General features: G+C 63.0%; 21 protein-coding genes. 9 read left to right on the plus strand and 12 right to left on the minus strand.

What is annotated here, in order from left to right:
* Positions 1–83: 83 nt before the first annotated feature.
* Complete coding sequence (locus GCT13_RS18560; protein WP_152760345.1) at positions 84–683, minus strand: septal ring lytic transglycosylase RlpA family protein; 600 nt, start codon at positions 681–683, stop codon at positions 84–86.
* Between the two features lie 647 nt (positions 684–1330).
* On the opposite strand from GCT13_RS18560, the gene GCT13_RS18565 reads away from it, so the two are divergent.
* The 3 genes from GCT13_RS18565 (at position 1331) to GCT13_RS18575 (ending at position 3148) form a co-directional block, all read left to right on the plus strand.
* Positions 1331–1975, plus strand: a complete 645-nt coding sequence (locus GCT13_RS18565; protein WP_152760347.1) for an MBL fold metallo-hydrolase — start codon at positions 1331–1333, stop codon at positions 1973–1975.
* On the plus strand, positions 1972–2598 hold the full coding sequence (locus GCT13_RS18570; RefSeq protein ID WP_152760349.1) for a 3'-5' exonuclease family protein: 627 nt from the start codon (positions 1972–1974) through the stop codon (positions 2596–2598). The genes GCT13_RS18565 and GCT13_RS18570 overlap by 4 nt, the downstream gene beginning before the upstream one ends.
* A 91-nt stretch (positions 2599–2689) precedes the next feature.
* Positions 2690–3148: an Lrp/AsnC family transcriptional regulator gene (locus GCT13_RS18575; protein ID WP_012399541.1), complete on the plus strand. Its 459-nt coding sequence runs from the start codon at positions 2690–2692 to the stop codon at positions 3146–3148.
* A gap of 21 nt (positions 3149–3169) precedes the next feature.
* Here GCT13_RS18575 and GCT13_RS18580 read toward each other — a convergent pair whose 3' ends face one another.
* The 3 genes from GCT13_RS18580 to GCT13_RS18590 form a co-directional block, all read right to left on the minus strand.
* A complete protein-coding gene (locus GCT13_RS18580; RefSeq protein ID WP_152760350.1) occupies positions 3170–4372 on the minus strand; it encodes a cation diffusion facilitator family transporter in 1203 nt (400 codons plus the stop codon).
* 247 nt (positions 4373–4619) lie between these two features.
* Positions 4620–4922 (minus strand): H-NS histone family protein, encoded by a 303-nt coding sequence (locus GCT13_RS18585; protein ID WP_152760352.1) that lies wholly within the window; start codon positions 4920–4922, stop codon positions 4620–4622.
* A 358-nt stretch (positions 4923–5280) separates the two neighbouring features.
* On the minus strand, positions 5281–5946 hold the full coding sequence (locus GCT13_RS18590) for a HugZ family pyridoxamine 5'-phosphate oxidase (RefSeq protein WP_152760354.1): 666 nt from the start codon (positions 5944–5946) through the stop codon (positions 5281–5283).
* Between the two features lie 195 nt (positions 5947–6141).
* Between GCT13_RS18590 and GCT13_RS18595 the strand changes: the two genes are divergently transcribed.
* On the plus strand, positions 6142–7353 hold the full coding sequence (locus tag GCT13_RS18595) for an MFS transporter (RefSeq protein ID WP_321574449.1): 1212 nt from the start codon (positions 6142–6144) through the stop codon (positions 7351–7353).
* 373 nt (positions 7354–7726) lie between these two features.
* On the opposite strand, the gene GCT13_RS18600 is transcribed toward GCT13_RS18595, so the two are convergent.
* Complete coding sequence (locus GCT13_RS18600) at positions 7727–8725, minus strand: cupin-like domain-containing protein (RefSeq protein WP_152760563.1); 999 nt, start codon at positions 8723–8725, stop codon at positions 7727–7729.
* A 229-nt stretch (positions 8726–8954) separates the two neighbouring features.
* Positions 8955–10100 carry a branched-chain amino acid ABC transporter substrate-binding protein gene (locus GCT13_RS18605; protein ID WP_152760356.1) on the minus strand — a complete coding sequence of 382 codons (1146 nt, stop codon included), beginning with the start codon at positions 10098–10100 and terminating at the stop codon, positions 8955–8957.
* A 913-nt stretch (positions 10101–11013) separates the two neighbouring features.
* On the opposite strand from GCT13_RS18605, the gene GCT13_RS18610 reads away from it, so the two are divergent.
* A complete protein-coding gene (locus GCT13_RS18610) occupies positions 11014–11712 on the plus strand; it encodes a dienelactone hydrolase family protein (RefSeq protein ID WP_321574450.1) in 699 nt (232 codons plus the stop codon).
* Positions 11713–11823: 111 nt separating this feature from the next.
* Positions 11824–13383 carry an amidase gene (locus GCT13_RS18615; RefSeq protein WP_321574451.1) on the plus strand — a complete coding sequence of 520 codons (1560 nt, stop codon included), beginning with the start codon at positions 11824–11826 and terminating at the stop codon, positions 13381–13383.
* A 28-nt stretch (positions 13384–13411) separates the two neighbouring features.
* On the opposite strand, the gene GCT13_RS18620 is transcribed toward GCT13_RS18615, so the two are convergent.
* The 5 genes from GCT13_RS18620 to GCT13_RS18640 form a co-directional block, all read right to left on the minus strand.
* Positions 13412–14716 carry an MFS transporter gene (locus GCT13_RS18620; RefSeq protein WP_152760360.1) on the minus strand — a complete coding sequence of 435 codons (1305 nt, stop codon included), beginning with the start codon at positions 14714–14716 and terminating at the stop codon, positions 13412–13414.
* A 272-nt stretch (positions 14717–14988) separates the two neighbouring features.
* Positions 14989–15300, minus strand: coding sequence for a high-potential iron-sulfur protein (locus tag GCT13_RS18625; protein ID WP_087739799.1), 312 nt, complete (start codon positions 15298–15300; stop codon positions 14989–14991).
* Positions 15301–15567: 267 nt separating this feature from the next.
* Positions 15568–16674 (minus strand): NAD(P)/FAD-dependent oxidoreductase, encoded by a 1107-nt coding sequence (locus tag GCT13_RS18630; protein WP_152760567.1) that lies wholly within the window; start codon positions 16672–16674, stop codon positions 15568–15570.
* A 292-nt stretch (positions 16675–16966) separates the two neighbouring features.
* Positions 16967–17254, minus strand: coding sequence for a DUF4148 domain-containing protein (locus GCT13_RS18635; RefSeq protein ID WP_152760362.1), 288 nt, complete (start codon positions 17252–17254; stop codon positions 16967–16969).
* Positions 17255–17478: 224 nt separating this feature from the next.
* Positions 17479–18456: an AAA family ATPase gene (locus tag GCT13_RS18640; protein WP_152760364.1), complete on the minus strand. Its 978-nt coding sequence runs from the start codon at positions 18454–18456 to the stop codon at positions 17479–17481.
* A gap of 327 nt (positions 18457–18783) precedes the next feature.
* Here GCT13_RS18640 and GCT13_RS18645 point away from each other — a divergent pair, with 327 nt between their 5' ends.
* Together GCT13_RS18645 and GCT13_RS18650 are read left to right on the plus strand one after the other, a co-directional pair.
* A complete protein-coding gene (locus GCT13_RS18645; protein WP_152760366.1) occupies positions 18784–19290 on the plus strand; it encodes a hypothetical protein in 507 nt (168 codons plus the stop codon).
* Positions 19291–19318: 28 nt separating this feature from the next.
* Positions 19319–20116, plus strand: coding sequence for an endonuclease/exonuclease/phosphatase family protein (locus GCT13_RS18650; RefSeq protein WP_152760368.1), 798 nt, complete (start codon positions 19319–19321; stop codon positions 20114–20116).
* Between the two features lie 28 nt (positions 20117–20144).
* On the opposite strand, the gene GCT13_RS18655 is transcribed toward GCT13_RS18650, so the two are convergent.
* Positions 20145–21131, minus strand: coding sequence for an aldose 1-epimerase (locus GCT13_RS18655; RefSeq protein ID WP_152760370.1), 987 nt, complete (start codon positions 21129–21131; stop codon positions 20145–20147).
* A 297-nt stretch (positions 21132–21428) separates the two neighbouring features.
* Here GCT13_RS18655 and GCT13_RS18660 point away from each other — a divergent pair, with 297 nt between their 5' ends.
* On the plus strand, positions 21429–22481 hold the full coding sequence (locus tag GCT13_RS18660; RefSeq protein ID WP_152760569.1) for a LacI family DNA-binding transcriptional regulator: 1053 nt from the start codon (positions 21429–21431) through the stop codon (positions 22479–22481).
* Positions 22482–22499: the final 18 nt, after the last annotated feature.

Here is a 22499-nt window from a genome sequence, read left to right on the forward strand (position 1 = left end):
GCTGCCTGACGCAGCCCCCAATGCAGCCCTTCTCTTTGCGGAGATCGCGTCTCCGCATCGATCCCGGCGATGACAAGACGATCTTATTTGTCGGTCGAATCGCTCTGATTCGAAGCCAGAATCTGGTTCATCTCTGCCTTCGCCTCGCGCTGCGTCAGCCCTTCGATCTTCACGCGCGCCGTGCCGATGCGAGCAAGGTGCAGGACTTTCGCGGCCGCATACGACAGATCGATCACCCGGCCACGCGCATACGGGCCGCGGTCGTTGATCCGCACGACGACGGCGTCGTTGGTCGCCGGATTGGTCACGCGCACATACGAGCCAAGCGGCAGCGTGCGATGGGCCGCCGTCAGCGCATGCATGTCGAAGCGCTCGCCGTTTGCCGTCTTGCGTCCGTGGAAGCCGCGGCCGTACCAGGACGCGCGCCCCATCTGATGGAAGTCGCCGATATTCGGACCGTCGGTCAGCGGCTCAGCGTCTGCGAGCTTGCCCTTCTGACCTGCCGCATCCGGCAGTTCTTTCGAACCTGAACCATACGACAACGGGGCGAGCGTGGTTTGCGCGTCCTTCGTTGTCGCGGACACACCGCTGACCTGGGTGTTCGCGCCTGGAGGCACCGCACAGCCGGCGAGTGCCAAAAAGGCAAAAACGCTCCCAACGCGTCGGGGTAGCCGAGTTTTCATAATACGAATTGATACAAAATGCGAGCCGCATCACGCGAATGGCTGCGTGTTTGCTTGCGACTCCGGCGGCAAGGGCCCAGCGCGCGCCGCGCAACGCTGGCGCAGAACGACAAAAGCCCGGACGCGGCACATTCAGCCGCAACCGCACGGTTAGTTTTCACGTCTGACGCAACCTGTCCCCGCAGATTCGCCAGACCCCACAAGCCGCCATCGAACGTTCACACGCTCAGCGCCGGAAACTCACAGCGCTCAGGAAGGCGGCGTAGGCCCCATCCGGCGTTACGGCAGCGAGGCCGTGGCAGGCGCGTGGCACCTGGCTGGACAGGACGTGCGCATCGACAAAAGCAATCGATGCTGGATCTGCTATCGGATACACCCGACAGCACTTGCTTGATGATGAATCAGCACCGTTCATTCCCATTTCATGTGATGAAACGGCAACTGCTCACCCAAAAGACAGCGCGGTCTCCCACGCTCAATACGCGCATTATAGCAAAAATACAATCCTGTGTTCTCTACCTGCTGATTCCGTCGATGAATTCTCACTATTACTGTAAAAATGGGCATTCGCCAGTAGGCTTTCCGGCCAATGGCACGTGCCACGGCGGTCGGTACAATCGAGCTTTTCACGCATCGCGCCGCCGCTCATGAAAGTCACTCTGATCCCCGTCACGCCGTTCCAGCAGAACAGTTCGCTGCTCGTTTGCGAGCAGACCGGGCGCGCGGCCATCGTCGATCCGGGCGGCGATCTCGACATCATCAAGGGCGAGGTCGAGCGCCAGAAAGTGTCGGTCGAAAAGGTGCTGCTGACGCACGGCCACATCGATCATTGCGCCGGCGCGAAGACGCTCGCCGCGCATTACAGCGTGCCGATCGAAGGTCCGCATGTCGACGAGCGTTTCTGGCTCGACAAACTGCCCGAGCAGAGCACGCGCTTCGGCTTTCCTGCGGCCGATGCGTTCGAGCCGGACCGCTGGCTCGACGACAACGACACGGTGACGTTCGGCAACGAAGCGCTCGAGGTCTATCACTGCCCGGGCCACACGCCGGGTCACGTGATCTTCTTCAGCCGCGCGCATCGTCTCGCGCTGGTCGGCGACGTGTTGTTCGCCGGCTCAATCGGACGCACAGACTTTCCGCGCGGCAATCATGGCGCCCTGATCCGCTCGATCCGCGAAAAGCTCTGGCCACTCGGCGACGACGTCACCTTCGTCCCGGGCCACGGCCCGACGTCGACATTCGGCGACGAGCGGCGCACGAATCCGTACGTCGCGGATGGAGTGGGCGCATGACCGCGGAAATCTATGTGAGTACCGACGTCGAAGCGGACGGCCCGATTCCCGGCCCGCATTCGATGCTGAGCTTCGCATCGGCGGCTTATACGGCGGAGAAGCAGCTGATCGGCACGTTCTCGGCGAATCTCGAATTGCTCGAAGGCGCGGCGCCTCACCCCGTGCAGGAAGCGTGGTGGAAGACGCAGCCCGAAGCTTGGGCCGCGTGCCGCAAGGACTTGCAGCAGCCGGAAGCGGCGCTCGTCGCGTATGTCGAGTGGGTCGAGGCGTTGCCTGGCAAGCCCGTGTTCGTGGCGATGCCGGCGGGCTTCGATTTCACCTTCATGTTCTGGTACATGATGCGTTTTACCGGTCGCTGCCCGTTCTCGTGGTCCGCGCTCGACATCAAGACGCTCGCGTTCGCGATGACGGGGTTGCCGTATCGCAAGTGCATCAAGCCGCGTTTTCCGAAGCACTGGTTCGACGATCATCCGCACACGCATGTCGCGCTCGATGACGCGATCGAGCAAGGCGCACTCTTTTGCAACATGCTCGCCGACCTGCGGGCGCGTCAGAGCTTGATTTTGTCCGATGCTGAAGGGGACGACTCAGCAGAAAACGCCAACGACCCGGCGCGAAATTAGGTAATCTCCCTCAGCAAGGGTAGCTTCGGTTGCGTTTCGTTTTCCGTGCCTCTAACATTGACGAAAAGGCGACGCGAACACGGAGGCGCAGTTGACACTCGATACGTTCTCTCAAAAGATCCTGCGTCTTTTGCAGCTCGACGCGCGCCGTTCGGTGCAGGAAATATCCGATCAGGTCGGGCTGTCCAGCACGCCGTGCTGGCGCCGCATCAAGGACATGGAGCAATCGGGCATCATCCAGCGCTACACGGCGTTGCTCGACCGCGAAAAGCTCGGCCTGCATGTCTGCGCGCTTGCGCATATTCACCTCACGCGTCACACGGAAGGCGGCGTCGAACAGTTCGAGCGGGAAATCGCCACCTGTCCGGAAGTGACGGAGTGCTACAGCACGACAGGCGAATCCGATTACATCCTCAAGATCGTCGCGCCCGACATCAAGGCGTACGACACCTTCCTGCACGACCGCATCTTCAAGATTCCCGCCGTCGCGCAGGTGCGCACGAGCGTCGTGCTGCGTGAGATCAAGTTTGATACGCAGTTGCCGCTCTGACGCCGCCGCGCAGGCGTCGGCTCATGCATCGCCGCGCGGCTCGCGCGCGAGTTCCTGGCCGGCCGTCGACACATCGACCGCGTGCGTGACGTTGAGCTTGCGTGCGCCCAACTTGCGCTTGAGCGCGTCGAGATCGACCCGCGCCAGTTGCTGCGCTTCGCTTTCCAGCGCGCCGAGCCTCGACGGCTGCAACGTGACCTCGACGTCGAGCCCCGTGCTCAGATAGTGCAGGTTCACGGTGGCCGCCGTGAGCCCCTGCGCGGCGAGCGCGGATTCGACTTCCGCGGCGATCTTTGCACGCGGCGGCAGATTGACTGGCGGCCGCGCGATTGCGTCGTTTTCCGGGTCCACGTGAATCAGCGCGTCGAGCACGCGGCTGTCGGCCAGCACGCGCGTGCGCGCCGTCTCCGCGATGTAGTGGCCTTCGGAAACCGAAATCATCGGATCGACGAGAATGTGCGCGTCGACGAGTGCGAAGTCGCCCATCTTGCGCGTGCGCAACTCATGGACGTCGCGTACGCCGGGCGTCGACATCAGCCGCGCGTGCAGATCGGCCGTGGCCGATTCGTCGAGCGCGCGATCGGACAAATCTTGTAGCGCGTCCCAGCCAAACGTCCAGCCCATGCGCGCGACCATGAAGCCGACGATGGCCGCGGCGATGGGATCGAGCAGCCTCACGCCGGCAAGGCTCCCGAGAATACCCAGCGCGACCACCAGCGACGACGCCGCGTCCGAACGCGCATGCCAGGCGTTCGCAATCAGCATCGCGGATCGCACGCGCTGCGCCTCGTGCAGCATGTAGCGGAAGAGCCCTTCCTTCGACAGCAGCACGACCACGGCCACGGCGAGCGCACTCATATGCACGGCCGGGATGTTTTGCAGATCGGTGAGCCGCGTGCCCGCGCGCCACAACATGCCGACACCTACCGAGATCAGCAATCCGCCAAGAAAAAGCGAAGCGACCGTTTCGTAGCGGCTATGTCCGTAATTGTGATCGGCGTCCGGTTCCGCGCCGCTATGGCGATTGGCGACCAATACGACAAAATCCGAAATAAGATCGGCAAGCGAATGCACACCGTCCGCGACGAGTGCCTGGGAATGCGCAATTACGCCCACGACGATCTGCACTGACATCAACACCGTATTGAGTCCGATGCTGACGTAAGTGCTTTTGCGCGCGACGCGCTGTTTTTCCGCCGATTGCTCGGCCAAGTTGGAAGGCATGTGAAAGAATGCAGGTTCGTTATTTTTTGATTCTACCCGCTGCTCGATGAAACCGCTGTTAAGCGAAGAAAAACATCTTTCAAATCATATGCTTATCAAAACGCGAAGCATTCTCATTGTGAGCCGGCGCGTCGTGTATGAAGTTCAATAACGCAGTCGGGCAATCATAGCCCAATAAAAAACCGCAGCCAGAAAAGCGCTGCGGTTTTCTTTAATGCATTGCTCGCGACGTGAGCATTAAGTCATATTATTTCTCGATGAGAAATTTATCGCGATCCTGACCTGCGATCCAGCGCGGCGGCTTACCACGGCCCGACCACGTGCTTCCACTCGCGGGATCACGATATTTCGGCGCAACTCCAGCGCGCGGACGAGACGCCGCTTTCGCCGCCTTTGCGCGATTACCGCCGAGTTCGGCCAAAGTAATGCCGTAATCAGCCATTTTCTGCTTGATTTCGTTTAGCACTTCCGCATATTCGCGCGCTTTCGCCTCTTCGATCTGCTTCTCGAGCTTTTCGCGCTGCGCGAGTAGTTCCCTGTAGGAGGACATAGTTCCCTTGTGGTTCGATAAATGGACGACGGTCTGTGCCGATTAGTCCTGAAAGTGATCACGCCTCGGAATTTGCTGGCGAGATTAACACAAAGTAGAAACCCGAGAAAAGACTCCATGCGAAATTAATTAATCTCAATTTCATAAACTTTCACCACGGTCGCAATTGTCAAGTCTCATCGCTCTATTACTCTTTCCCTGAAAAAACCACGTTCGGGTAATAAAGCTCTATTTAACTGGCAAAATATGAAACACAAAAGTTAATTTACCCGGGAACATTTCATGCCATGCGAACTTGGGACGTGAACCGCAAAATCATCTTTTACAACGAGGTTAAAACCCGGCGATCGAACGGAATTCACGCGCCAGTCTGCCGCTCGATGCAATCCTCCAATGCAGCGCGCAGGGTGTTGTTATCGGGCGCCGGAGTTTCGAACTGAAAACGGCTGCGAGCGCCCGCCAGTTCGAGGTCGACACCGTAGCGGTCCACTCCCGCCAATCGCACATGTGACGGCCGACGCGGATGGTGCTCGAAAAATTCGACCAGCCCCTCTTCTTCGTCGAACGACACTGGGCTGAGCGGATCGAGTTCATCCGCCGTCAGCCAGCCCATCGCGCCAAAGCCGCCGATGTAGCGCATGCGTTCGACCGACATCACCCAGAACGAGAAATCGCCCAGCACGAGATAGCGCTCGGCGTCCGGGTGATAGCGGAGGTATCGGTGGATCACGGGCGGCGTCGGCTCGACGTGCTCGAACGTGCCGACCAGTGTGATCCGCTGGCCGTTGAGCACATCGCCGTCCGGCGCATGGACGATCAGGAAGCCGGCGCGCGGATCGGAATGCAGATTGCGCGTGTGTTCGGCAAGGCGGCTCACGAGTATGGTCGGACGGTGGCGCGCGTCGGGCGCGAATGGCAGCACGGTCGGATACGGAAAGCCTTGCGGCTGACGCGCGTGCGTCGCGAGCGTGCCAATCGAAGCCTGATGCAGCAGATGCAGCGGAGCGTGAGGGGGGATGTTCAAGTGCGCGTCCTCGGTGAAATGGATGCGGCGGCGTGCGAACGCAATGGGTGAGCCGATGCCATGCAGACGCGCCGCGCGTGGAAAGTCAATATTAGTTCAAGGGCTTGCCGGCACGACGCGGGATGCTTCGCTAGAATCCAAAATCGCTTTCAGCGCGCTTTCCCGCCAGCTGTCTTCCCATTCACCGAGATCCCCGTGTCCGATCGTCCGTCCGATTCATCCTCGCTGCCCGCCGCGCACCGCAATCTGCCCGTCGGCGCGCGCAACCGCGCCCGCTACGCAACGATGGCGCTCTTTTTCATCGCGGGGATGATGTATGCGTCGTGGGGCGTTCATGTGCCGACGGTACGCGACCGCTTCCATCTGAACCCCGCGATGCTGTCACTCGCGCTTTTCGCGGTCGCGGGCGGCTCGATCGGCGCGATGGTGACGAATGCCCCTTGGATTGCGCGCGTCGGCACGCGCCGCGCATGTCTCGCGGGCGGGCTCGCGATGTCGGCGTGCGGCGCGCTGATCCTCGTCGTCCCGTGGTACTGGATGCTGCTCGTCGTGCTCGCGATCTTCGGCGCGGGCATGGCGACACTCGACGTCGCGATGAACGCCGAGGCCAGCGCCGTCGAGGAGGCGCTAGGCCGGCCGATCATGTCGTCGCTGCACGGGATGTTTAGCGCCGGCGGGATGGCGGGCGCGGCCGTCGGCGGCGCGGCGCTCGCGCACGGCATGGCGCCCGCGCTGCATCTGCTGCTCGCGTCGCTCGTCAGCGCGGGCGTGCTGGTCGCGGCGTGTCCCGCCGTGTTGCCGCATGTGCCGCACGCCGAGCATCCCGATGCACACACGCCGCGCGCGAACCGCTGGCGCTCGCCGGCGCTGTGGGCGCTCGGCGCGATCGCGCTGATTGCGCTGATCGCCGAAGGCGCGATGTACGACTGGGCGACCGTCTACATGCGCGACGTCGTCGCGTCGACGCCTGCCGTCGCCAGCGCCGCCTATGCGGCTTTCTCAGGCGGAATGGCCGCCGCGCGTTTCGCCGGCGATGCCGTGCGCGCGCGTTTCGGCGCGCCGCAGCTGATCGCGGCGAGCGCGTCGCTCGCCTGCGCGGGCATGATAGGCGCACTGCTCCTGCCGAACGCCGTCGCCGCGCTGACGGGCTTCACGATGATGGGCCTCGGCCTCGCCAACATGATGCCGGTGCTGTTCGCGGCAGCGGCGCGCGTGAAAGGCATTCACGCCGCCGAGGGTCTCGCGCATGTCGCGGGCCTCGCGTACTTTGGCCTGCTGCTCGGGCCGGTGATCATCGGCGGCGTCGCGCAGGTGACGAATCTGCCGATCGGCCTGTCCGTCGTCGCGCTGTGCGCGGCGCTCGTCGCGTTCATCGGGCCGAGGGTGTTGCGCTGGCTCGGCATCTGAGCGCCTCCGCTCGCGTCGGGCTCGCGGGCGCGTCGAGCGGCGCTACGTCACGTAACGTGCTACGTGACGTGCGCAGACATTTCACGGCACGCCCCACTCTCGCAAATCTCTACGCATTCCGCCCATCGCGCTGAATCCATTGATTTTGTTAGGGTTCCAGACGATGTCAATCGATGGCAAACGCCGTGTGCGCAATGGCATAGGCTTTGCTCAATCATCAGACGATGCGCGACGCAGACATGCTCATCGCGTCACCGAACAAATAGCGACGGCAACTGAAGCGTCAGGGAGGACGGCGGACCGGAACATCGGTCCGCCGTATTTATCGCCGCATCGTCGTCTGGCGTGACAGAAGCCGCGCCGTCTCGATCAGTCAAAGCTCTTGATACGTGCCGTACGTCTGCGCGAAGTCGTTGCGTTCGAGAAAATTCGTGTACGTCATCGTCACCGACGCGTCGAGCGCTTCGACGTAATGCCACCAGCCGATCGGCAGAAACAGCAGTTCACCCGGCTCGAGCGTGCACTCGATCATTCGCGCCTGCTGGACGGAAGGAAAGCGTTCGACGTCGATCGCGCTGCCGTCGATCTGCGAGTAGCAATGCAGATGGTTGTACATGTGTGTGGTATCGGTGAACGGCACGAGCAGCACGCGCTTGCGTCCGACCACCTGCGCCATCACGTTGTTGGTCAGGTCGTGATGAAACGGCGTCTTCGTGCCGGCCGGTCCGAACCAGAAAAAGCCCGCGTCGTCGGCACCCGCATCCAGATACTCGCGAACCGGCGGCGCATCGGCCCATAACGCCGCGAGCGCCGCGCGGTTGCGCGACGCGTTGTTCGCCGTCATGTAGAAGTCGTTCGTCACGCCACTCTGCTCGACGAGATCGTTGTAGTCGCGAAAACGCATCGTACGCTTCAACGCGGGCTGGTTGATCTCGTAGTCCGCGTCCGCATCGCGCCCAAACTGCACCTCGACTACTGCGTCGCCGCAGCGCGCGCGGAAGTAGTCGAAATTCCATCGCTCGCGCGCGGGCCACGAATCGAACATGCCCATGATGATCACGGGCCGGTTCTGGAAATAGAACTGCTCGTAAAACGCATCGCGCGGCAGACGCGCGCATCGTTCGACGGAATCCGCTCCGGCGCGCATGCGATTCAGGTCGCCGTACACGGAAAGCATCCATTCGCGCTTGCGCAAACGATTGCGTAAGCGCGAACCAGCTAGAAAATAAGGGCTTTTCAGCGTGCTATCGATTTCGCATGACGCGTGATCGTGCTCGAACCCGTGCTGAACGAGCACGGCATGCACGGTTTCGGGCGCTGCGTCGAGCAACAGGTTTTCGGCGATCCAGCGACGCCATTCGTCATCGATCAGACGTGTCACGACGGCCCCCAAACGTTGATGTCCCGTTCGACAGTATCTCCGGCATTGCGCGCGAACGTGCACGGCAACGCGCATGAAGGCGCGCGCCCGCGAACCAAGCCGGATGCACATGAAAAACAAAAGGCACGCGGGTCGAAACCCGCGTGCCTCCTGGGGCCTTCCGGCCGGCTCGCGTCAGACGGAAAACGGCAAGCCGCTTATCCGCCCGCGACAACCGCTCTTACATCTTGACGACGTCGAGCAGCGTCTTCTTGCCTGACTTGTAGTTGTACAGCGAGATCACACCGTGCTTCAGGTCGCCCTTCGAGTCGAACGTGGTTTCGCCGATCACACCCTTGTAGTCGGTGTTCGGCATCGCTGCGAGGATCTTCGCCGGATCGGTCGAGTTCGAACGCTTCATTGCGTCGACGACGATGTACACAGCGTCATACGTGAACGGAGCGTAGATCTGGATCGGCTGGCCGAAGCGCTTCTGATACTTCGCCTGGAACGCCGCGCCGCCTTCCATCTTCTCAAGCGCCATGCCGGCTTCCGAGCAGACGATATTGTCGGTTGCGTCGCCTGCCAGGTCGGACAGCTTGTCGGTACACACGCCGTCACCAGCCAGCACCTTCGCGCGCAGGCCGAGCTGCTTCGCTTGCTTCGCGAACGGGCCGCCCGTTGCGTCCATGCCGCCGTACATGATCGCGTCCGGGTTTTCGCCCTTGATCTTCGTCAGAATGGCGCGGAAGTCGACGGCCTTGTCGTTCGTCGCGTCATGCGACAGCACTTTCAGACCCAGCGACTTGGCCGTCTTCTCGAATTCGTTTGCGAGACCCTGGCCGTAAGCCGTCGAGTCGTCGACGATCGCGACGCTCTTCACCTTCAGCACCTTGCCTGCGTAGTTAGCCAGTGCCGGACCTTGCTGCGCGTCGGTCGCCACGACGCGGTACGTCGTCTTGAAGCCCTGTTGCGTGTATGCCGGGTTCGTTGCCGACGGCGAGATCTGGACGATGCCTGCATCGCTGTAGATCTTCGAAGCCGGAATCGACGTGCCCGAGTTCAGGTGGCCGACCACGGCGACGACCTTGTCGTCGACCAGCTTCTGCGCGACCTGCGTAGCCGTACGCGGGTCGGCTGCGTCGTCCTGTGCGTCCAGTTGCAGCGTGACCTTCTGGCCGCCGACCATCAGCCCCTTCGCGTTGATTTCCTCGACTGCGAGACGTGCACCATTCTCGTTGTCCTTGCCCAGGTGAGCGATGCCCCCAGTCAAGGGTGCGACATGGCCGATCTTGACAACGGTGTCGGCCGAAGCCGTCGTCGCCAACGTTGCAAACAGCATCGCCGCAGCGCTGATCGGCAACAGCTTTTGAATTTTGATGTTCATGTAAGTCTCCGATTTCGGTCCCAAAAACAACGTAATCGCCCTTGTGCCCCGCTTCCTTCACGTGTCGCTCAAATCCCGTGGACGACTCCGCCGGATGCATCGTTCATGCACTTGGCAAGCACGCGTTCCAGCCTGTTTGTGGCAGGTGGCGCCCCGCGCTTGCGCGCAAGTGTAGGCCATCAAATTAATTTGTGGGGTTTTTTTGAGTAAGTGGGAACACTACCAATAGCGTTTGTCCCATTTAGCCGTGAACCGGGCCACAACGCTGCCCCGGAAGCGCCAATCCATGCGGCTCTCGGGAATACGAGGCTTTCTTCTATAACGTGGACCTCAAGCTTTGCGGGCATCGTCCGTTAATGGGCTGGATATGCGCCGTTCCCCTCATAACGCGTAAACGCAAAGGTGATAAGCAACACTGAGAACGTTCTCATTTTTTCTGATGCGCTACTCGCTACATATAGGTATAGGTGCAAGCGCCACTTCCACGTTCGACGCACGCGCGGGTGTCCATGGCTCCCACGCGAAACTCTCGGCAGAGCGCCCGGATCAGTATCACTGCACTCACGCTCTCTCAGCACTTGCGTCCATTCGGCGCATTCAAGATTGCGTTCCTCAGACGAGTGCGTGGACGCGTGCGCAACTCATGCGTCAACGCCTGCGAAGCCCGTGCAGCGGAACCGGCGAGCCATCGCAATCGTTTCAATCCGCTTACGGGGCGGCGCCGTCGGCGAAGCGCGTCAGTCAACCGTCGGCGCGCGCGAGCGCCCGCTGCAGCCGCTTTCTTTTGATGGCACACTGAGCGCCCGCCGCGGGCCAGGCGCGCAAACGATTGACTGCCCGCGGCGGTCCAACAGTAGCAGTCCAACAGTAGCAGTCCGACCGCGGCATCCCCGTTTATGCAAGGAGAAACAACGTGAGCGTGACTTCCCGATGGATCGACATTCCGACCGGCAATGACTCGTTTGGCGCATATATGTCGACGCCGAAAAGCGGCAAGGGTCCGGCCGTCATCATCATTCAGGAGATCTTCGGCGTGAACGGCCACATTCGCGACGTCGTCGATCAATATGCGCAGGACGGCTATATCGCGATCGCACCGGACATCTTCTGGCGCACGCAGCCGCGCGTCGAACTTGGGTACGTGGGCGCGGACCGCGACAGGGGCATCGAGATCCTGCAAAAGACCAACGTCGAGCTCGCCGTCGCGGACATCGGCGCAACGGCGGCTGCGCTGCGCGCGATGCCCGAAGTGACGGGGAAGGTGGCGGGCATCGGCTACTGCTTCGGCGGACGTCTCGCGTATCTGGCGGCAGCCGAAGGTACGCTCGATATCGCTGTGTCGTACTACGGCGGCGGCATCCAGAACCAGCTCGACAAAGCGCCGCAGATCAAGGTGCCGATGCAGTTCCACTACGGCGAGCTGGACCACGGCATTCCGCAGTCTGCAGTCGGCGAAGTGAAGGAGCGCTTCGCGGGCCGCGACGACGCCGAACTGTACATCTACCCGAACGCCGATCACGGCTTCAACTGCACCGAGCGCGCGAGCTATCACCAGCACTCGGCAGCGCTCGCGCACGGCCGCACGCTGACTTTCCTCGCCACCCACGCGTAAGTTACGCTAGAGGCGTGACGTGGCTGCGTCGCGCCTGACATCTGTGCGTCACGTCACCGGCAGCCCGCGCGTGTCATCAACAACATGCCAATCCGGGCGGGGGCCTTCGTCGTGCAAGCCGATTATCTCGATCATGATGCGATCGGCCTCGCCGATCTCGTGCGCAAACGCAAGGTGAGCGCGCGCGAACTGCTCGAAACAGCGATCGCGCGCGCCGAGGCCGCCAATCCCGCAATCAACGCGATCGTTCTGAAGGATTACGACGCCGCTCGCCAGCGCGCGTCGCGCGAGCGCGTGAACGGCAGCGCGTACGCTTCGGGCGCCGACGCGCTGGGCGCCGAAACGCCAGGCGCCGATGCGCCGGGCGCCGACGCGCTCGGCGACGGCCCGCTCGCCGGCGTGCCGTATCTGATCAAGGACCTGGGGCTGCCCGTCAAAGGGCTGCGCATGTCGATGGGCAGCCGCCACTACCGGCACTACGTTTCCACCGAAGACGCCCCGCTCGTTACCCTGACACGCGCCGCCGGCCTCAACATCTTCGGCAAGACGAGCACGTCGGAGATGGGCCAGATGCCTTTTACGGAGCCCGAACTTTTTGGCCCGTGCCGCAATCCGTGGAATCTCGATCACACGCCGGGTGGTTCGAGCGGCGGTTCGGCCGCGGCGGTCGCGGCGGGCATCGTGCCGCTCGCGCATGCGTCGGATGGCGGCGGTTCGATCCGCATTCCCGCTTCGTGCTGCGGCCTCTTCGGGCTCAAGCCATCGCGCGGACGCCAGCCGTCGAATGCCGTGCCCGCGCCCGGCGAACTCGGCATCGATCACGCCGTCTCGCGCAGCGTGCGCGACAGCGCGCTGCTGCTCGACCTCACCTCCGGCAACGCGGAGCGGCCAATGGGTGCGCCCGGCACCTTCCTCGCCGCGACGCGCGAACCGTGCAAGCCGCTGCACATCGCATTCGTGACGGACCCGATGTTCGCGCCCGCGCTGTCCCCCGACGCCCGCGCCGCGCTCGACGATGCCGCGCAACTCGCGGCGTCGCTGGGCCATCGCATCGAACCCGTCTCGCTCGGCATCGACTTCGCGAGGCTGCGCGAAGCATTTCTGATGATCTGGTCGGTGAGCGCCGAGAATCTCGTGCTGAAGGCCGATCAGATCACAGGCCGCAAGCCGAACCGCGACCAGTTCGAAATCGCGACGTGGACGATGGGACACATCGGACGCAAGCTCGGCGAGCGCGAGCTGCCCGAGGCGCTCGAGGTGCAGCGCAGCGTCAGCGCGAAACTCGCCGATCTGATGACGCGTTACGACGTGATCCTGTGCGCGACGCTTGCATCCGCACCGATCAAGATCGGCGAGATGCAGCCGACTGCCGTCGAGAAAATGCAGATGCGCGCGGTCACGACGGTTCCCGTCGAACCGCTGATGCGCAAGCTGCTGACCGATGTCTCGAACAAGGCGTTCGCGTGGGCGGGCTGCACGGAGCTATTCAATCTGACAGGCCAGCCGGCGATGTCCGTGCCGCTCTACTGGAATGCGCGCGGCCTGCCGATCGGCGTGCAGTTCGCGACGCGCGAAGGCGGCGAGGCGACGTTGCTGCGGCTCGCGGCTCAACTGGAGACGGCGCGCCCGTGGTTCGACAGGCGGCCGCCGCTGATGCCCGCGCGAATCTAGGCCGTCGCAAGCACATTCTCGAAGACACTCAGGCGGGCTTGCGCATCGCGTCGAGATCGGCGTGACGCTGGGCGGGCACGCACGCGACGGCGACGATCGACAGCGCGAGCCCGCACATCACGTAGTACGTCGGCGCGAGCGGAGAACCCGTCGTCTTGATGAGCCACGTCACGATGAACTGGCCGCAGCCGCCGAACAGCATCACCGCAAAGTTGTACGCGAGCGAAAGACCGATCGAGCGCACGTTCGCTGGAAAGAGTTCGGCCATCAGCGCGCCGAAGGGGCCGTAGTAGCCGGAGAGCGTGATCGACAGGATCGCCTGCACGACGATCAGCTTCGATACGCTCGGCGCCGCTTCGAGCCATACGAAAAGCGGATAGATCAGCACCAGCGTGAGGATCAGCGACCAAAGCGAAATGCCCTTGCGCCCGATGCGGTCCGACCAGGCGCCCATCACCGGCGACAGCACCACGAGCAGCAGATTGCCGACGATCACGGCCGTCAACGAATCCGCGTAGGGCAGCTTCAGCTGCGTGACTGCGAAGGTCGGCAGATAGCTGATCAGCACGTAGATCGAGACGGTGAGCGCAATCACCGAGCCGAGTCCGCACAGTACGTCGCGGCTATGGTGGGCGAAAAGCTCACCGAGCGTCGCGCGGCGCGCGGTCTGCTTCGCGTGCAGAAATGCTTCGGAATCCGCGAGATGCCGGCGGATGTAATAGCCGATCGGCCCGATCACGAGCCCGATGATGAACGGCACGCGCCAGCCCCACGACCTGAGGGCTTCCGGCGACAACCCGCGCGTCACCAGCGCGCCGACGATGGCGCCGAGCAGCAGCGCCGCCGCCTGGCTCGCCATCTGCCAGCTGCCGTAGAAGCCGCGTTTCGAGAATGGCGCCGCTTCGATCAGCAGCGCAGTAGAACTGCCGAACTCGCCGCCCGCGGAGAAGCCTTGCAGCAAGCGGCCGATCACGATCGCGATGGGCGCGCCGATGCCGATCGCCGAGTACGGCGGCGCGATCGCGAGCAGCAGAATGCCGAGCGTCATCAGCGCGATCACGAGCGAGAGCGCGGCCTTGCGTCCCGCGCGGTCCGCGTACAGCCCGAGCACGATGCCGCCGACAGGCCGCATCACGAACGCGACGCCGAAGCTCGCGGTCGTCAGGAGAATCGAGGAATAGTCGCTGCTGGTGGGAAAGAAGAGTTCCGCGATGACGACGGTGAGAAAACCGAAGACGGTGAAGTCATACCATTCGAGCGCGTTACCGATGACGGCCGCCGTGACTGCACGGGTATTGAGGCTCCTGGATGCCCTCCTCGATGCTGTCGACATCGGTGTCTCCCGCCTTCGTCAAGGCGTCGGGTGCGTTGGATTGAAGTTGATTTGAATGGGGCGGCGAGGCCCCGCGCGCACGCCTTGCGAGTGTATAAGAGCACGACATCCCGTTTCAACCACATTCATAAGGCGAAAGCGCGTGCACAAGACAAGAGAGCGCCACGCCGCATTGCGCGGCGGGCGCTCTCTTCGGCTGCTGCGAAAGACGCGCTGAGCGATGCTGCGATGCATCGCCGATCACGCGCCCGATGGACTTTGCGACGCCTCGCTCAGGCCTTCTTGTTATATGCGCTGCACCAGCCCTTGTTCGCCACCTGCTTGCCGGCGAACATCGGGCACGGTGCATAGGCGTCGGTGGGCTTGCCCTGGAAGAAGCTGCAGTTGCCGCAGTCCTGACCGGCGGCGTATTTCGCATACTTGGCCTTGTCGACTTTCGTCGCGTCTTCCTTGTAGCCGAGTGCCTGCGCGGTCGGATCGGATTCGGCGACCTTCGGCGCATCGGCGAACGCCTGGCGGGACAGCGCGAGCGAAGACGCAACGCCGATGCTCGTGATCAAAAAGGTACGACGGGAATTTTTCATGGGGACTCTCTCCATTTCTCTTGTGAGTATTGATCAAGCCGTTCTGACGACAGCCGTCCCCAAGCATAGCAACGAAGCCGACGCGCGTGATGCTTGAATGCCCGTCATAAGCAAATCCGTAGCGTGAACGTTGAATCGCGCGTGATCGGCTTATAAAGATCCGATGCGTGTCACGGCGGCGTCACCAACGCTGCATATCGGGGGCTTGCGCGTTCGCGCCGTCGGTTTCTCGCGAACCTGCCGTCGGCTTTTGCGAACCGCTCGCAGCTACGCGCGACCGCTCACTTCGCACACGCGCTGCGCAATCGCAAGCGATGCCGTCAGCCCCGGCGACTCGATGCCGAACAGGTTCACGAGCCCGCGCACGCCATGCGCGGCGGGACCTTGAATCAGGAAGTCGGCGGCTGGCTCGCCGGGCCCCGACAGCTTCGGACGAATGCCCGCATACGCCGGCTGCAGCGCTTCGTCGGGAAGGCCGGGCCAGTACGCGCGGATCGCCGCATAGAACGACTCCGCGCGACGCGGATCGACGTCGTAGCCGATCGAATCGACCCATTCGACATCGGGACCAAAACGCGTCTGGCCGCCGAGGTCGATCGTCAGATGCACGCCGAGTCCCGCTTCGTTCGGCATCGGATAGATCAGGCGGCTAAATGGCGCGCGGCCCGAAATGCTGAAGTAGTTGCCGCGCGCGAGATAGAGCGGCGGCACGTGGCGCGCGTCGAGTCCGCGTATCGTGCGCGCGAGCGCGTTCGCATGCAGGCCCGCGCTGTTGATCACGCACGCCGCGCCGATCGTGGTCGGCGAACTGCCGCCGACCTTCACGACAAAGCGCCCGTTGATCGCCTCGACCGCTTCGACGGGCGCGTGAAACGCGCAGATTGCGCCATCGCGTTCGGCATCGCCGAGCAGCGCCAGCATCAACTGATGGCTGTCGACGATGCCCGTCTGCGGCGAGAACACCGCTTCGACGCATCGTAGCGATGGCTCCAGTTCCTGCGCGTCCTCGCCGGAGATGCGCATCAGGTCGAGCACGCCGTTTTCCTTGCCGCGCGCCATGATGCTTTCGAGTTGAGGAATCTGATTGCGCGCGGTCGCGACCAGCAGCTTGCCGCAGCGCTGATGAGGCACGCCGCGCTCCGCGCAGTAGTCGTAGAGCATCTCGCGGCCGCGCACGCACAGCGTCGCCTTGAGTGAGCCGCGCGGATAGTAGATGCCCGCGTGTATCACTTCGCTGTTGCGCGAGCTCGTGCCGACGCCGATGGCTTCGGCCGCTTCGAGCACGATCACCTCACGTCCGCGCGCAGCCAGAGCGCGCGCGACGGCGAGACCGACGACGCCAGCGCCGATCACCACACATTCGATCTGATCCATGTCCATTGGACGCGGCTCGATGCGCCGCGTTCTGTCTCGTCATCCACCTGGATATCGAAAGCGTGCGGCACCTTATGAAACGTGGCCGCGCGCTGTCGAACGCTTCACATGCACAATGCGAAATCGCACAGCGCGCCACAGACACAAATGCCCGCAGCCTCATCTGGCTGCGGGCATCGATATGTGGGAACGCTGGCGCGTTTGACTCAGTGTACGCCGACGACGCACGTTCCTGGCGAATTCGCGCGGACTCTCGCGGGCTGGCGTTCCGCGCGCGCCACAACAGGGTTGATCAATCCGCGGCAGTTGTGCGTTTGAAAAGGTGATGCAGATTCACTTGCGCGACGGGCACCGTATAGCCGCCCATCGCGAACTGCTGCGGGTACGCGGGCGCGTTCGGATTCAGGCTCAATTCGCCGTTTGCGCGCGCTTGCGCCAGTTCCGCCCTCACTTCGGCGCGCGTCTGCGGACCGTTCTGCGTGGACGGCGTTTGCGACGGAGCCGGACTATAGCCGCTCGCAAAAGCCGGCACGGCGACCACTGCGGAAATCAACAGCGCTGCAAGCGAAGACTTTTTCATGATCGGTTCCTGACGTGAGGTTGGAAACGCGGTTCGCATTTCGATGAACGCAGTCTAGTCCTCGCCTATCACGTTGCCGACCCTGATTAATGGAATTGACTGTTGCCGGATTCATTCAAATTCCAAGCAAATCGCCCTTCGCCCGGCATGGAATAGCCACACCATTGGAACAATAAAAAGGGCCGCGCAAGCGCGGCCCGTTCGCACAAATGGCGCTGGCGCCATTAGAAACCGATCGGTTTGCGGCGCGAGTTGTAGTCAAGGCGAATGTCGTCGGCGCTGATGTGGTCGCGGCCCGCGATGCGCGCCGAGCCGAAGCCGTTCAGGATCGCGCGCCGCATTTCGCGCGGCGACGCTTGCGCCAGCGCATCGAGCGCTTCCGCGCCAATTTCCGCCGGAAAGCGCTGCCCCCAGCCATGCGCCGAGCGGATCTCGTCGTAGATCGACTGCGCGATGCGCCGCGAGCCTTCTCGATCCGGCGGCGGAATCTCGTAGACATTCATCCGGTTGAGGATAGGCTCGGGAATCGCGCGCTCGTCATTCGCTGTCGCGATCCAGATCACATGGCCGGCGTTGATCGGAATCTCCGCGAACTCGTCGATGAACGTCTGCGCGGTGTCGTGTTCGAGCAATGCGTAGAGCGCGCCGAGCGGATCGTATTGCGAATCGCCCGTCGCCTTGTCGATTTCATCGACGGCGATCACGGGATTTGCGTAGCTGCCGTGCACGAGCGCGTCGAACACCTTGCCCGGCTTCGCGTTCTTCCATTGCGACGACGCGCCTGACAGAATCCAGCCCGCCGTCAGCGAACTCATCGCGACATAGTGATACGACGTGCCGAGCATCCGCGCGAGCTGCTTCGCGAAGTGCGTCTTGCCGATGCCCGGATCGCCGAGCAACAGAATCGGCATCAGCTCCAGCCGGTCGTCCGTTTCGAGGCACAGCGCGACCTGCTTGCGGATATCGTCGAGCGGCTCGGTGAAGTTGGGCAGCGCGCCGATCAGATCGTCGATGGACGGCATCCGGTTCGGCTTCACGCAAAAACGCAGATTGCCGACCTTCAGCATCTTCTCGTACGTCGAACGCAGTGCGTCGCTGGCGCCTTCGCTCAGTTCGTTCAGCGCCGTCTCCACCTGATCGAGATCGTAGACCTTGCTGAACGATGCAACCGCGATTTCCTGTTTCACCATTGCCGTTGTCATCGCTTCACCCCGTTGTGCCGGACTTGCAGCCGCAGCGTCCCGGACGCCGCTCCGATTTCAGTGTATCGACGCCGAAATCCCATGCAAGCCAGCAGCCGCGCAGGTGTGCTGCTAACGACAGCAGCGGGCGAGGCGCTTGCTTGAATCGCGGTGTGCGCGCCCTTATCTGCAATGCACTGTTACCGCCTGACGCTGAACCTTGGTTCCGGATCGGATGTCAGAAAACCGTTATCCCGATAAAGCGTAAGATGGTCGGCGGTCGCAAGAAAGAACGCGCGGACACCGCACGCTTTGGCGAAACGCAGCGATTCCGGAGACTCACTTTTCATGTTGAAAACCAGCTTCGCCGCCGTCCTGCTCGGCACCTCGCTGATCGCACAGGCCCCGTTGGCTCAGGCGCAACAGCGCCCCGCGGCGCCCGTCATCAAATGGGAATTGCAGGTGATGCGCGACGGCCAGCAGATCGATACGTTCGATGGCACGACGACGGTCGGCCAGGCGCGCACCGACACGCATCATCACGTGGTGCAGAACAATGTCGGCTGCAAGAACGTCCCGGCGGGCAGCATCGATCTCGCGCGCACGCTGACCGTCTCGCCGACACAGGTGGATACGAGCGGCGTCACGTTCTCGATCGACGCGCAGGAAACGCTCGAAGAGCCGGGCATGCGCACCACGGACACCGGCTGCAAACTGCCGCCACAGCCGCGCCAGGTGAGCGCGAATCATCCGGCGCTGAAGGTGCCGCCGGGCGACTGGACCACATGGACGATCGTCGACAAGGACCCGAATCTCGTCTATCGGTTGCGTGCAAGCGTCGCAAACAATCCGTGAACTCAACGAACGACGTGGATAACGCGGCATGCGAAACCCCGAAGAACTGATACGCGAAAACATCGATCCGAAAGAGTTCATTGCCGTGAGCTGGAACTTGCACAAGGGTCGCTCGCCGCTCGGCTTCCAGGCGTGGGAGGCGATGCAGCGCTGGGTGCAGTCCGTTCATGCCGATGCGTATTTCCTGCAGGAAGCGATGGCTCGCCGGATGCCCGCGCCCGTGCTGGCCAGTGCGTTCGGCGCGCGCATGAGCGACTTCGACAACGACGTATGGCATTGCCAGGCAACCGAAATCGCCGAGTCACTGGATTTGCAGATCGCGCTCGGACCGAATGTGTTCAAGCCGTCGTGGCGGCATGGCAATGCGATCCTGTCGCCGCATCCCCTCGATCTCGGCGGACGCTGGGACATTTCAGCGCACCGTTTCGAGCGGCGCGGGCTGCTCGTCGCGCGCGCGACGTTCGGCGGCCATTCGGTGACGCTGCTGTGCGCGCACCTCGCGCTCACGCGCCAGGCCCGGCTGCGTCAGATGCACTGGATCGCACACTGGATCTCGAAGGAAGCGCCGGAAGGTCCGCTCGTGCTCGCGGGCGACTTCAACGACTGGCGCAATGATTCGGTGCCGCTCTTTCGCGAACACGGCCTCATAGAAGTGGCGACGCTGCTCGGCGAGCCGGGCCGCACGTTCCCCGCGTTCTCGCCTGCGCTCGCGCTCGACAAGATGTTCGTGCGCGGAATGAAGCCTATCGAGTGGATCCAGCCGGCGCAGGAAACCGCATGGCTGTCGGATCACCTGCCGTATATGGCGCGGCTGCGCGTCGAATAAACGCGGACTTGTGACGCGGACTTCGCAGTCAGTCGCGCCGCGGCGTCCAGACGAGTCGCGCCCTGATCGTTTCGCCGGGCTTTAGCACCCGGTAGCCTGCGCGCTCGCGCATCTGCATGTCTTTCGCGTTGAAGCAGTCGGTCGTATTCGTGACGGGCTCGACGCACAGCTGCGCCTCGTTCGCTGGCGCAAATACCACCAGATGATCGAACGGCGCTTCGGCCGTCAGCGTCAATTGACGACGCTCGTCCCGCCACGCAACCGTCGCTTCGCGCGTCCAGCCGCTGAAGTTGTTGTCGAGATCGAACGCATCGACGCTCATGCCGTGCTTCAGCGCGTCGACGGCGGGATGCGGCCCGAGGTGAGCCGGCAGCACGTCTTCGTCGGTGTGCCACATCCGCTCGACGTTCGCGGTGATCGTCGTATTCGCCGTGCGCGGGTAATACGGATGATGTCCCATGCCGAACGGCATCGGACCGCCCGACAGATTCTGCGCGGCAAGCGTGATGCGCAATGCGTCGCCCAGCAACTCGATGCGCTGGCTCGCGCGATAGCGGAACGGCCAGTCGCCGCGCACAGCGGTATTGGGCACATGCTCGAAATGCAGTTCGACGGACGCGGCCGTGCGCGCGCCGACACGCCACGGCCTCTTCCACGCGTGGCCGTGCAGCGCGTGCGCGAACGCGTCGTCGTCCGAGGCCAGATCGATCGTGAGTCCGGCGAACTCGAAGCGAGCGTCGCGGATGCGGTTGCAGTACGGAAAGAGCGGGAAGCTCGCCATTCGCAGCGGATCGCATTCGACGATTGCGGCGCGCGTCGCGGGCCGCAGCCAGTGCAGCACGCGTTGCGACGTCCGTTCACGCACCGTTTCGTAATACGCGGCTATCGACCCACCGACGTGCGGCGCAACCACGAGCGTCGTATCGCCGCTCGTCAGCACGACGAGCGAAGGATCGTCGATGCGCAGATCGGTGGCCGCGTCGGCCGCAGGCGGTTTGGAGAAGGCTTCGCGCATGATCGTTTGAGTTGGCGTGGACGGTGCGGCGCAAGGCGGCGTCCCATCGTGCCGAAGCGGCTCGCGCGACCGAGAATCGCACGCCGAAGCTTTTCGGTCAATATTATTAGTAATAATTTTGCTGAAAAACAGCTGTTCACACCGTGGGCAAACGCCAAATAAAGCGGGGTTTGCGCGTGTTGTCCGGCGCATATTATTAGTGTTACCGTCAGAGCGACGATGCCTGCGGCATCCCCCGTCTACAAGCCGCGTTGTGCGGCCGGATCAATGAAAAAATCGACCCAGCGCCGCCCGACGATGACCGATATCGCCAAGCTCACCGGCGTATCGCAATCGACTGTTTCCCTCGTCCTCAACAACGCGACCAGCGCGAAGTTTTCCGAAGCGACGCGCGACAAGGTGCTGAAGACGGCGCATGAACTCGGCTACCGGCTTGCACCGCGCGAACCGCTGCCGCGGTCTTCCGACGAACGCAATCTGATCATCTATCTCGCCGACGAAATCTCGACGAGCCCGCACCCGGTCGTGAACATCGACGGCGCGCGCGATGCCGCGTACGCGAGCGGCAAGCTGCTCGCCGTCTACTCGACGCACGGCAACGCAGACATCGAGCAACAGGTGCTCGACGCTGTGCTCGCGAGCCCGACCGTGTTCGGCGTGATCTACGCAACCGTCTACACGCGCAAGGTGACGCTGCCCGCCGCGCTCTCGCGCGTGCCGACCGTGCTGCTGAACTGCTACACGAGCGAGGGCGGCCAGTCGTCGATCGTGCCCGCCGAAGTCGCGGGCGGCCACGTCGCGACGGAATACCTGCTGCGCGCGGGCCACAGGCGGATCGGCTACATCAACGGCGAGCACTGGCAGGACGCCGCGAAAGACCGCCTGAAGGGCTATCGCACCGCGCTTGCCACCGCCGATCTGCCGTTCGCGCCGGAGATGGTGCGCGACGGCGACTGGAGCTCGGGCACGGGCTTCGAGCACACGCTTTCGCTGATGCGCGAGCCGCATCCGCCTACGGCGATCTTCTGCGCGAACGACCTGATGGCGCTCGGCGCGATCGAGGCGCTGAAGCAGCTCGGCTATCGCGTCCCTGACGACGTCTCCGTGCTCGGCTACGACGATCAGGAGATCGCGCGCCACACGCATCCGGCGCTTTCGACCGTCGTACTGCCGAACTACGAGCTGGGCCGCTGGGCCGTCGAAACGCTGCTTCAGGAAGTGCAGAACCAGGCGGCGGGCGCGCCCGTCCGTCATCGGATGGTGAAGCTCGACGGTCCGTTGATCGAGCGCGGATCGGTCAGGGTAATTACCGAGGCAAAAGCGCCGGCAATTAATATTATTAGTGATTGACCAATAATAATTCGCGAT

Origin of the sequence: Paraburkholderia franconis (genome assembly GCF_009362735.1) — a bacterium.
Taxonomy (GTDB): Bacteria; Pseudomonadota; Gammaproteobacteria; order Burkholderiales; family Burkholderiaceae; genus Paraburkholderia; species Paraburkholderia franconis.

What these genes read in the sequence shown, in the direction of transcription:
- GCT13_RS18645 (WP_152760366.1), top strand. Translation starts at nt 18,784, where the DNA reads ATGTTGAAAACCAGCTTCGCCGCCGTCCTGCTCGGCACCTCGCTGATC.
- GCT13_RS18565 (WP_152760347.1), top strand. Translation starts at nt 1,331, where the DNA reads ATGAAAGTCACTCTGATCCCCGTCACGCCGTTCCAGCAGAACAGTTCG.
- GCT13_RS18580 (WP_152760350.1), bottom strand. Translation starts at nt 4,372, where the DNA reads ATGCCTTCCAACTTGGCCGAGCAATCGGCGGAAAAACAGCGCGTCGCG.
- GCT13_RS18655 (WP_152760370.1), bottom strand. Translation starts at nt 21,131, where the DNA reads ATGCGCGAAGCCTTCTCCAAACCGCCTGCGGCCGACGCGGCCACCGAT.
- GCT13_RS18585 (WP_152760352.1), bottom strand. Translation starts at nt 4,922, where the DNA reads ATGTCCTCCTACAGGGAACTACTCGCGCAGCGCGAAAAGCTCGAGAAG.
- GCT13_RS18570 (WP_152760349.1), top strand. Translation starts at nt 1,972, where the DNA reads ATGACCGCGGAAATCTATGTGAGTACCGACGTCGAAGCGGACGGCCCG.
- GCT13_RS18620 (WP_152760360.1), bottom strand. Translation starts at nt 14,716, where the DNA reads ATGTCGACAGCATCGAGGAGGGCATCCAGGAGCCTCAATACCCGTGCA.
- GCT13_RS18660 (WP_152760569.1), top strand. Translation starts at nt 21,429, where the DNA reads ATGACCGATATCGCCAAGCTCACCGGCGTATCGCAATCGACTGTTTCC.
- GCT13_RS18630 (WP_152760567.1), bottom strand. Translation starts at nt 16,674, where the DNA reads ATGGATCAGATCGAATGTGTGGTGATCGGCGCTGGCGTCGTCGGTCTC.
- GCT13_RS18640 (WP_152760364.1), bottom strand. Translation starts at nt 18,456, where the DNA reads ATGACAACGGCAATGGTGAAACAGGAAATCGCGGTTGCATCGTTCAGC.
- GCT13_RS18635 (WP_152760362.1), bottom strand. Translation starts at nt 17,254, where the DNA reads ATGAAAAAGTCTTCGCTTGCAGCGCTGTTGATTTCCGCAGTGGTCGCC.
- GCT13_RS18605 (WP_152760356.1), bottom strand. Translation starts at nt 10,100, where the DNA reads ATGAACATCAAAATTCAAAAGCTGTTGCCGATCAGCGCTGCGGCGATG.
- GCT13_RS18560 (WP_152760345.1), bottom strand. Translation starts at nt 683, where the DNA reads ATGAAAACTCGGCTACCCCGACGCGTTGGGAGCGTTTTTGCCTTTTTG.
- GCT13_RS18625 (WP_087739799.1), bottom strand. Translation starts at nt 15,300, where the DNA reads ATGAAAAATTCCCGTCGTACCTTTTTGATCACGAGCATCGGCGTTGCG.
- GCT13_RS18650 (WP_152760368.1), top strand. Translation starts at nt 19,319, where the DNA reads ATGCGAAACCCCGAAGAACTGATACGCGAAAACATCGATCCGAAAGAG.